The sequence below is a fragment of the Loigolactobacillus binensis genome, from assembly GCF_005405165.1.
Classification (GTDB): Bacteria; Bacillota; Bacilli; order Lactobacillales; family Lactobacillaceae; genus Loigolactobacillus; species Loigolactobacillus binensis.
The window spans coordinates 296-9110 of record NZ_BJDN01000046.1; the positions used below are offsets into that span (position 1 = coordinate 296).

Sequence of the window (8815 nt, forward strand, 5' to 3'; positions counted from 1 at the left end):
CCAGATAAGTCCAATGACCTTTGACGTTAATGTAAGTCTCGTCTATCCTCCAACTTTTAGTATGGGAGGTTTGATGTTGGCGCCATAAAGCCTTAAAGATGGGACCATAATGATGAACCCAACACATGACCGTGGTGTGATGTACACTAACCCCGCGATCACGTAGCAATTCAATGATATCACGGTAGCTGAGACTGAACCTAAAATAGTAGCCAACGGCTACTATAATGATATCCTGTTGAGAGTGGCGTCCTTTAAAGTAATTCATGCGCACAATCCCTCGTTTCTTGTCACTCAGTATACTAGAATGAAGTTGCCAGGCAAACTTTGCACCAGAGCCGTTCACATTTGTAAGGTGGTTTAGACGCGCAATTCATAGCCCTTTTCTATGCTAGGAGGATCATGATGATTATTTTGAAAGATATTTTTGTTATATTTGTCGCAGTAGAGGCGTTGCTCATTATGTTGCTTGAAATGTTTGGCACGCAAACTAAAATAGCACGCAACGCTTTCGACTTGTCGAAGAAATACTTGGCAATTAAAGAAGCACGCATGTCAATGGCCAACCAAGGCCTATACAATGGCTTCGTTGGCGTCGGTATCGTATACGTCCGATATGGTCTCACTGGTATGGCTTCGCTTCACGTCCAAGTCCTATTTATAGGTTTTGTTGTAATTGCTGCGCTGTTCGGTTCTGTAACAGCAAACAAAAAGATTATTTTCACGCAAGGAGGGCCCGCACTTTTTGCGCTTGGCTTTCTCTTGTTTGCGAATTAAATCACGGAATAGTCCATTTGTGATACGATATTACACTAACCCAAAGTAAGCTTGCGCCCATATGGGGCTTTTAAAACTTGCGGAAGCGAGCTTGACGTCTGGCTAATAATTCTTCCGGCGGCAAATTTTGTAACATCTCAAACTCTTCAATTAATGCTGCTCGTAACTGCCTAGGTAGTGGCTGTTGAACTAGGCCACCATATCTTCGACCCTTGTAGTAAATTTATAGCGAATTTGATAGGCCTCACCCTCGAATTTAGCCAAAATTAAAATTGGTATAGCAAATACCCTTAACAGGGTCAGCACATTGCTCAAGACGATGGCCGCGTCAATCTTGACGGCCAGTGATTCAGCTGTCCCAGTGTTCACCAAGTCAAGCCCCAGCGTGCCCTTCATAAAAGCAAACCGGCGTTCAATGGTACCTCTTCGATTCTCGGCATCAGTATCCTCACGCCGTTTCGCTGCATCAACGTGTTTTGGATGCCGGCCAAGCTTCGGACCGCAGATTCGGATACCCAAATCCTTACACAGCTTTAGGTTCTCCCGATTACGGTACAGCGTATCGGCCAGTACTTCATCCGGATAATGTCCATGAAGGTCGTAATAGTGGTCTAAAGTTTCCGCGAAGTCTTGGCCCTCAGAGAATGCGGTGAAATCAAAACGTTCAATGTCGACTACGCCTTCACTTAACGAACAGTCAATCTTCGCCCCAAATTCAACTTTAGCATTGGCCTTACCACGTTGAATTGGGCGAATGTACGGCTGTTGGAGACTAACAATTCGGTCTTCAACGTGGTGAGTCTTGTGGGTATACATGTACCATTGCTGGTCAAATAGAATTCGAATCACGCCTAAGCGAATCGCTTGTTCATCTGGTAGAGTCGCACCCTGATCGATGAATTCGTTGATGTACCGCAAATCACGGCGCACATATTGAAGTTGGGCCTTGACCTGTTTATCCATAATTGGCGAGAATACCCCCACTTCGACAAGTGGGGGATGAATCGCCTCCTTAAAGCACGATAGTGCTTTTTCTTTTGCGCTATGGTATATTTAGTATATGTTAAAGGATCGTGGTGATAACAATAGAATTAGATAGAAATCAGCACTCAGTATATTTACTCAATTATCATTTAGTAATGGTTGTTAAATATCGGCGTAAAGTCATTAACGATGAAATATCTGAGTATCTGAAACATCGTTTTGTAGTAGTTGGTCAGTCTTATGGTATTAATCTTCAAGAGTGGAACCATGATATTGACCATGTTCATGTCTTGTTCCGCGCAACACCGCATACGGAGATGGCTAAGTTCCTGAACGCTTATAAATCATCAAGTTCTCGAATGGTTAAGAAACTATTTCCAGAAATTAAGCGTCAGTTGTGGAAATCCGCTTTTTGGACCCAAAGCTATTGTTTAATTAGTACTGGTGGTGCACCGTTAGAAGTAGTAAAAAAGTACATTGAAAGTCAAGGGAGAAAGTAATGGTTCTTAAAGCCGTGAAAATGCGTATATATCCTAATTCCGAGCAACGTGACCGTTTAATGCAAACCTTCGGTTGCGCTCGTTTTGTGTGGAATCAGATGCTTAATATGCAAATTGAGCGGCGAAAGAACAATCCAGACGCCAAGTTTGTCAATGCCTTTGGCATGAACAATCTTCTAAAACGATTAAAAGAAGAATATCCCTGGTTGAAGCAAGCAGAATCAACATCCTTGCAAAGCGCTAATCGCAATCTAGCCGACGCCTTTCAGCGTTTTTTTAAAGGGCAAAATAAATTTCCACACTTTAAGTCACGAAAGTATGCACAGAGCTATGACTCGAAATGTGTTAACCACAACATTAAAGTGATTGATAATCACCATATTAAGTTGCCTAAATTAGGGGTAGTTTACTTTCGATCAGGACGTTTACCACAAGGCAAAATCAAGAACGTTACTGTTCGCCTAACTGTTGCTAATCAATACTACATTACCGTTTTAACTGAATGCGAAAACCAAACATTAGCTAAGACTGGTAAGCGCGTTGGTGGTGATTTAGGATTAAAATCATTACTTAATCTATCCGACGGTTACAAAGAGCCAATTCACCATTTTGAAGATAAGTATCGTAAGAAGCTACACCATTGGGAAAAGTTGCGCAGTCGACGCTACTTATTAGCTAAACAAGCCATTGCTTGGGATTATCACAATAAGGTCTTAGCTCCACGGCAATTAGACGACTTCAAAAATTACCAAAAAGCTCGTGTCATGGTTGCTAAATATCGTCAAAAAATCGCCAACCAACGGTTGGATCAGTTACAAAAGTTCACAACCAAGTTAGTTAAACAATATGACATCATTGTGCTAGAGAAACTTAAGATTAAGGGTATGTTGAAAAATCATAAACTAGCTCGAGCGATTACCAACGCTAGTTGGTCTAAGCTAGTTAGTATCTTGCAGTATAAATGTGATTGGTACGGTAAAAAACTCATTCAGGTTAATCCAGCATATACTAGTCAAATCTGTATTAACTGTGGGAAAAACAACCATCGGTTAGGTTTAGATAAATCGGAATGGCTAGACGTTCGTGAATGGGATTGTCCCAACTGCGGGACCCGCCTAGATCGCGATATCAATGCAGCTCAAGTAATTCTGAAAAAGGGGTTAGCTACCCAATAATTAAGCTATTTAGGCCTGGGACGGGCCTTGGTCAATAGTCGTAACCTCTGCTCGAAAGTTCACTTAGAACCGGTAGAGTAAGTATGCGATGTTCCCAGAATCTCCCACTTCAAGCGTCAAGCCGTAGGCTTAGCTAAGTGGGAGTAGTTCAAGAAAGCCACCACGCTGTTGCTTTGGATGTCGTGAAAATGAGGTCCAACAATGCTTCGCCTCGCGTTTGTACATGCGTGGGTTTGGCACACCAAGTTGGTGTGCCATATCGATCGCCATCGCCTCAAGATTCAGCCTTGCTTGGTTGAGGAGGACGGTGTCTTGAGGATACTTGATTTTGACTGGCACTGCGGTTGCGTCCGTGATGACGGTGTCCACTTTGAATGGGACCAACGCTTCGATCTTGGCGCGTACTGTATCATTCATGATATTCGTAATCAGCTCGGAGATATCGGCAATTCGTTTGCGAAAGTGTGCCAGGCTGGAATAATTGAACGGCTCAACCGCTTTGTATTCGGACAACCCGATGAAATATTGAAGTGCGGGTGTATCACGAATTGCCGCAACCACCCCACGATCAGTTAAACCCATCCGTTGTTGGATCAGGATTGCTCCATAGAGTAAACGAAATGGTTTTGCCGCACGTCCCGCATTTTTGGTGAACTCCAATTGGTATGCCTCATCGAGAGCTTTCCAGGGCATGACCTCCGCCAACTGGACCCACTCATTGTTAGAGCTAAGTGGGGTACTTAAACCGGCACCAAAGGATTCAAATGACAATTGAAGCGGGCTGTGACGATAGACCATACGATAACCTCCGAGTAGGTTCCCAAAAAATGCAAGGAAAATGCAGGAAAACAGCTAATTCCAATGGATTTATTATACCGCAATAATGCATATATTAGCTTAACTGCCTGAATTATAGAATTTTTAAGCAGTCACTATTTAATTAAAATGCGACATCCCAACAACGGAGTGGCGCATTTTTGTTTGCAATGCGGTGACAAATGGGCCGGAAACAAAATAAGTGAGTGATAACTCATTTTAATGTTGACAAACCGAGATGTACTGATTATACTAAAGCCATTAAGTGAGTGAGTATACACTCGCTTTGAGAAAGAGGGTTATTAAAATGGCAACGGATTATGTCATCGCCAAGCAGGTCAGCAAGCACTTTGGTCATCAGCAAGTGCTCAATCAGATTGATTTGACACTGCCGGCTGGAATGATTTATGGCTTGATTGGGCCATCAGGAGCTGGGAAGACCACCCTGATCAAGAGTATTTTAGGGATGGAAGTTGTGGATAGTGGCACTGTTAAAGTCATGGATACGGTGATGCCCAATAGGGCGGTAATGGCACAAGTAGGGTATATGGCCCAAAGTGACGCTTTGTATGAGACACTAACGGCCCGTGAAAACCTAACCTTGTTTGGGCAATTGCTGAGCGTTCCAAAAATAAAGTTAGCACAGATGATTGATTATGCAGCCGGATTAGTTGATTTAACGTCCCAATTAGACAAGCGGGTCAGTGGCTATTCGGGTGGGATGAAACGGCGCTTGTCGTTAGCAATTGCCCTGATTCAGGATCCCCAATTATTGATTTTAGATGAACCGACCGTTGGGATTGATCCAGAATTACGGCAACAAATTTGGACCGAACTAAATAAGCTCAAGGATACCGGTAAGTCGATGCTCGTGACAACGCATGTCATGGACGAAGCAGAACGGTGTGATTATCTCATGTTGATTCGGCACGGGATTGCGCTTGCTGAGGGGACACCCGCGGCACTGAAACAACAGTATGCAGTAGATACGATCGAACAGGTCTTTTTGAAAGCGGGGCGGATGCAAGATGCGAACGATGGCAATCGTTAGACGAGTTTTTAAGCAAATGTTACGTGATAAGCGTACCTTGGCGCTGATGTTTTTGGCACCATTGCTGATTATGACGCTGATGTATTTCTTATTTCAAAACAACACGACGCAAGTAGCAAGCTTGGGTGTTCATCATGTAGACCAATCCGTGGTTAACGTGATCGATACCAAAAACGTGACGATTCATCATTATGATAGTTCACAGGCACGGAAAATGATTAAGCAGCATGATCTAGATGGCTATTTGACTCAGAAAAATGGTCAATTGACGATTACTTATTCAAATAGCAATCCAACCAACACGTCTTTAATTAAGGCGAGTTTACAGTCAGGATTAGTCAAGTTGAAAATGAAGAGGCTGGTGACCGTTACTAAGAAACAGCGCGCGGCCCTTGAATCGCAACAAGCCGCTTTGAAGAAGCTGACAGCAGCCCAGACACAAGCAACGGTGACCAAGCTGAAGACTGCCATTGCACAAGCCCAGGCCCGCGGTGACCAGGCAACTGCTGAGAAATTACAAAAGCACCTCAAGCAAGCCACAGCCACGACGTCTAGTTCGACTCAGTCAGCTAAAGCAACCAGTTATACGACTAAGTCTCATTATATTTATGGTAGTAGTGATTCAACGTTCTTTGAAAGCTTTTTGCCAGCCTTTCTCGGTTTCTTTGTCTTCTTCTTTGTGTTCTTGATTTCTGGCGTTTCACTTTTGAATGAACGTACTACTGGAACCCTAAGCCGGCTACTTGCAACCCCAATTCGACGGAGTGAAATTATTATGGGCTATCTAATTGGTTATGGGGGCTTTGCCATCATTCAGACTGTCCTGACCGTTGTTTTTACAATTACGGTCTTCAAGATTCACTTAGTTGGTAGTATTTGGCTGGTCTTTCTGACTAACTTATTATTAGCGTTAGTGGCTTTGACCTTGGGTATCTTTATTTCCACCTTTGCTACCTCAGAATTTCAAATGATTCAGTTTATTCCACTGATTGTTGTACCACAAATCTTTTTTGCTGGGTTGGTTCCAGTCGATGGCATGGCCAGTTGGTTGCAAGCAATTGCCCACATCATGCCGTTATACTATGGTGCTAATGCGTTGACGGCTGTTGTGACAAAGGGTGCTGGGCTTGGCGATATTGGTGTCAATTTGTTAATATTAGTAGGGTTTATGGTCGTACTAACAATGTTGAATATTGTTGGAATGAAACGTTATCGGAAGGTGTGAGGATATGGAACGACCACGGATACGGGATTATTTTCAACAGGATCTAAGTCAGAATGAAACGATTACACCTAAGCAACGGGCCATCCTCCAGGCAAGTCTCGATTTGTTTGCTGAAAAGGGTTTTGACCAGACCAGTACTAGTGATATTGCACAACGGGCCGGCGTTGCGGAGGGGACGGTCTATCGGCGGTATAAGACTAAGGCTGCCTTACGGGATGCCATCTTAGCACCAATTACCGCGCACATTGTGCCAATCTTAGCGAGTGATTTTTCAGAGGATAAATTACGGCAGCGTTATCCCAGTCTACAGGCATTCGTCACAGCAATTTTTACGGACCGAGTTGCATTTGCTAAAGCTAACGTGAAAGAGTTAAAGGTCATTTTTGAAATGGCAGCTTTTGACACCGAACGACGCGAACAGATTCTTAGCCAGATTGCGCCTAAGATGGTCAAGCAGATGGGAAGTGTCATAAATCAACTAAAAGCAGATCATTTGATTGTGGATTGGCCGAATGATTTGATACTGCAAAGTTTGTTATCGCAGCTATTCGGTTACCTAGCGCAGTTAATGCTGGAATTGCCGGGAACTGAAATTGAGCGCGAACAAGCGTATTTGATTACGGTGATGACCAAAATATTGACCCCGGGTGAACATGATCAAATTACTGGTCAGTGAGCTAACTGTTACTTGATATAAACTAAAGCCACTTCTGTACTTAGCGGTCATTTGAACGCTAAGTACAGAAGTGGCTTTGGTCGTTGCTACGCGTGTTCGTTTGTTAATCTGCTAGTATCGTCATTTTATTCAACAAACTAGTTTGTAACTGGCTGAGTGTGGTCGTCATGTAGACCGGGTAAAGATCTGGGTTGACGAGCCGCTGAGTTGTTCGTGGGAGCTCGGCAAGTTTAGCCTGGGTCGTTGCCTGAATGGTTGTAACCGGAATTGACGTGGTGTTGGACAAATCTACCGGCGCGAGTAAAGGCCGGGCTTCAAAATGGGTGAGTCGCTGTTGGCGGTCGACACTGAGTGGGTCACTGTTGACGACGGTTAGGCTGGTCGCATCGACGATCGTCTCGGTAGCTAGTGCAATCAAATCAGCAAAGGCCCGCTGAGTTCCTGGTTCGTACAGACGATAGACTTGCTTATCACCAGGAATCGTTAGTTTTTCGCGACTGGCACTGACCTTGATCTTGGGGGTGCTCTGACCACTGCTCTCAGTTGCCGCAAGCTTGTAGACGCCACTTAGAACCGGTGCGGACGCGCTAGTGATGAGCTTTTCACCGATACCAAAATTATCGATCGGTGCGCCTTCGTGCAACAGCGAGGTAATGATGTGTTCATCCAATGCGTTAGAAATAGTGATTTTGGCGGCTCTGGTGCAAATAGTCTGAGAGTGTGCCTTTTACCTAGTTGTTGATAGGGTGTTGTAGGTTATGCTGGCACCATCGCTTTTAATTCGTCCACGGCTGAAAACCCGATGAGGCTTAGCTCTCGTCGGGTTTTCTTGCGTAATGCATGGATGACTTCAGTGCCGCTGAGTGTTGCACTAGCGGTTCGGATGCTTTGGAAACTTGCTGACCGCACCCGGTGTCGTTTAATAAATCGATGATCTTGTTCGATTAAATTGTTTCGATACTTGGAACATTGGTGTGCTGATTTGCTCAAGTAGTCTTGTTTCATCAGGTGCTTCACTGCCTTAAGTGTTGCTCGATATTGATCGGTGACTAAGCGATCAGGACGACCATTGGTCGTCAAAAGCCGTTTCAAAAAGTGATAGGCTGCCGCATAATCACGATGCTTTCGCAGTTCGAAGTCGAGCGTCAGACCGTTGCTATCAATTGCACGATACAGATAAGTCCAATGACCTTTGACGTTAATGTAAGTCTCGTCTATCCTCCAACTTTTGGTATGGGAGGTTTGATGTTGGCGCCATAAAGCCTTAAAGATGGGACCATAATGATGAACCCAACGCATGACCGTGGTGTGATGCACACTAACCCCGCGATCACGTAGCAATTCAACGATATCACGGTAGCTGAGACTGAACCTAAAATAGTAGCCAACGGCTACTATAATGATATCCTGTTGAAAGTGGCGTCCTTTAAAGTAATTCATGCGCACAATTCCTCGTTTCTTGTCACTCAGTATACTAGAATGAAGTTGCCAGGCAAACTTTGCACCAGAGCCCGCAAAAGTATATATAGCCACGGTTAAGTTCGACCAGAAACATTGCGCTAACTGTGGCTTTTGCGAGCTAAGTCATAATGGACACTACGTATCACGCGT

General features: G+C 44.2%; 8 protein-coding genes and 3 pseudogenes. 6 read left to right on the forward strand and 5 right to left on the reverse strand.

The features are described from left to right. Positions 1 to 268: IS6 family transposase (locus tag FFM78_RS13100; protein ID WP_137638848.1), on the reverse strand; the 268-nt coding region annotated here is incomplete at its 3' end. Positions 269 to 405: 137 nt separating this feature from the next. On the opposite strand from FFM78_RS13100, the gene FFM78_RS13105 reads away from it, so the two are divergent. After that, complete coding sequence (locus FFM78_RS13105) at positions 406 to 777, forward strand: DUF1304 domain-containing protein (protein ID WP_137638843.1); 372 nt, start codon at positions 406 to 408, stop codon at positions 775 to 777. A gap of 189 nt (positions 778 to 966) precedes the next feature. On the opposite strand, the pseudogene FFM78_RS13110 reads toward FFM78_RS13105, so the two are convergent. Next, a pseudogene (locus tag FFM78_RS13110) lies at positions 967 to 1737 on the reverse strand (IS5-like element ISLca2 family transposase); the annotation flags it as partial. A gap of 125 nt (positions 1738 to 1862) precedes the next feature. Between FFM78_RS13110 and tnpA the strand changes: the two are divergent. Then, positions 1863 to 2261: an IS200/IS605 family transposase gene (gene tnpA, locus FFM78_RS13115; RefSeq protein ID WP_014081459.1), complete on the forward strand. Its 399-nt coding sequence runs from the start codon at positions 1863 to 1865 to the stop codon at positions 2259 to 2261. Beyond that, positions 2261 to 3436, forward strand: a complete 1176-nt coding sequence (locus FFM78_RS13120) for an RNA-guided endonuclease TnpB family protein (protein WP_137638844.1) — start codon at positions 2261 to 2263, stop codon at positions 3434 to 3436. The genes tnpA and FFM78_RS13120 overlap by 1 nt, the downstream gene beginning before the upstream one ends. 153 nt (positions 3437 to 3589) lie before the next feature. On the opposite strand, the pseudogene FFM78_RS13125 reads toward FFM78_RS13120, so the two are convergent. Further along, positions 3590 to 4234: pseudogene (locus FFM78_RS13125) on the reverse strand (IS5-like element ISLca2 family transposase); the annotation flags it as partial. A gap of 325 nt (positions 4235 to 4559) precedes the next feature. Here FFM78_RS13125 and FFM78_RS13130 point away from each other — a divergent pair. Genes FFM78_RS13130 through FFM78_RS13140 form a run of 3 tightly spaced genes read left to right on the forward strand, consistent with a single transcriptional unit; the run spans position 4560 to position 7204 of the window. Further along, entirely contained in the window at positions 4560 to 5303 is a 744-nt protein-coding gene (locus tag FFM78_RS13130) for an ABC transporter ATP-binding protein (RefSeq protein ID WP_137638845.1), read from the forward strand. Next, positions 5281 to 6528, forward strand: a complete 1248-nt coding sequence (locus FFM78_RS13135) for an ABC transporter permease (RefSeq protein ID WP_137638846.1) — start codon at positions 5281 to 5283, stop codon at positions 6526 to 6528. Before FFM78_RS13130 ends, FFM78_RS13135 begins: the two co-directional genes overlap by 23 nt. A 4-nt stretch (positions 6529 to 6532) precedes the next feature. Beyond that, positions 6533 to 7204: a TetR/AcrR family transcriptional regulator gene (locus FFM78_RS13140; protein WP_027822875.1), complete on the forward strand. Its 672-nt coding sequence runs from the start codon at positions 6533 to 6535 to the stop codon at positions 7202 to 7204. Positions 7205 to 7307: 103 nt separating this feature from the next. On the opposite strand, the pseudogene FFM78_RS13145 reads toward FFM78_RS13140, so the two are convergent. Both FFM78_RS13145 and FFM78_RS13150 read right to left on the reverse strand, forming a co-directional pair. After that, positions 7308 to 7898 (reverse strand): annotated as a pseudogene (locus tag FFM78_RS13145) (beta/alpha barrel domain-containing protein); the annotation flags it as partial. A 62-nt stretch (positions 7899 to 7960) separates the two neighbouring features. Further along, positions 7961 to 8644 (reverse strand): IS6 family transposase, encoded by a 684-nt coding sequence (locus tag FFM78_RS13150; protein ID WP_137638847.1) that lies wholly within the window; start codon positions 8642 to 8644, stop codon positions 7961 to 7963. Between the last annotated feature and the right edge of the window lie 171 nt (positions 8645 to 8815).

Excerpts from the sequence above, each read along its gene's own strand:
- FFM78_RS13105 (WP_137638843.1), top strand. The coding sequence starts at position 406 with ATGATTATTTTGAAAGATATTTTTGTTATATTTGTCGCAGTAGAGGCG.
- FFM78_RS13150 (WP_137638847.1), bottom strand. The coding sequence starts at position 8,644 with ATGAATTACTTTAAAGGACGCCACTTTCAACAGGATATCATTATAGTA.
- FFM78_RS13140 (WP_027822875.1), top strand. The coding sequence starts at position 6,533 with ATGGAACGACCACGGATACGGGATTATTTTCAACAGGATCTAAGTCAG.
- FFM78_RS13130 (WP_137638845.1), top strand. The coding sequence starts at position 4,560 with ATGGCAACGGATTATGTCATCGCCAAGCAGGTCAGCAAGCACTTTGGT.
- FFM78_RS13120 (WP_137638844.1), top strand. The coding sequence starts at position 2,261 with ATGGTTCTTAAAGCCGTGAAAATGCGTATATATCCTAATTCCGAGCAA.
- FFM78_RS13135 (WP_137638846.1), top strand. The coding sequence starts at position 5,281 with ATGCGAACGATGGCAATCGTTAGACGAGTTTTTAAGCAAATGTTACGT.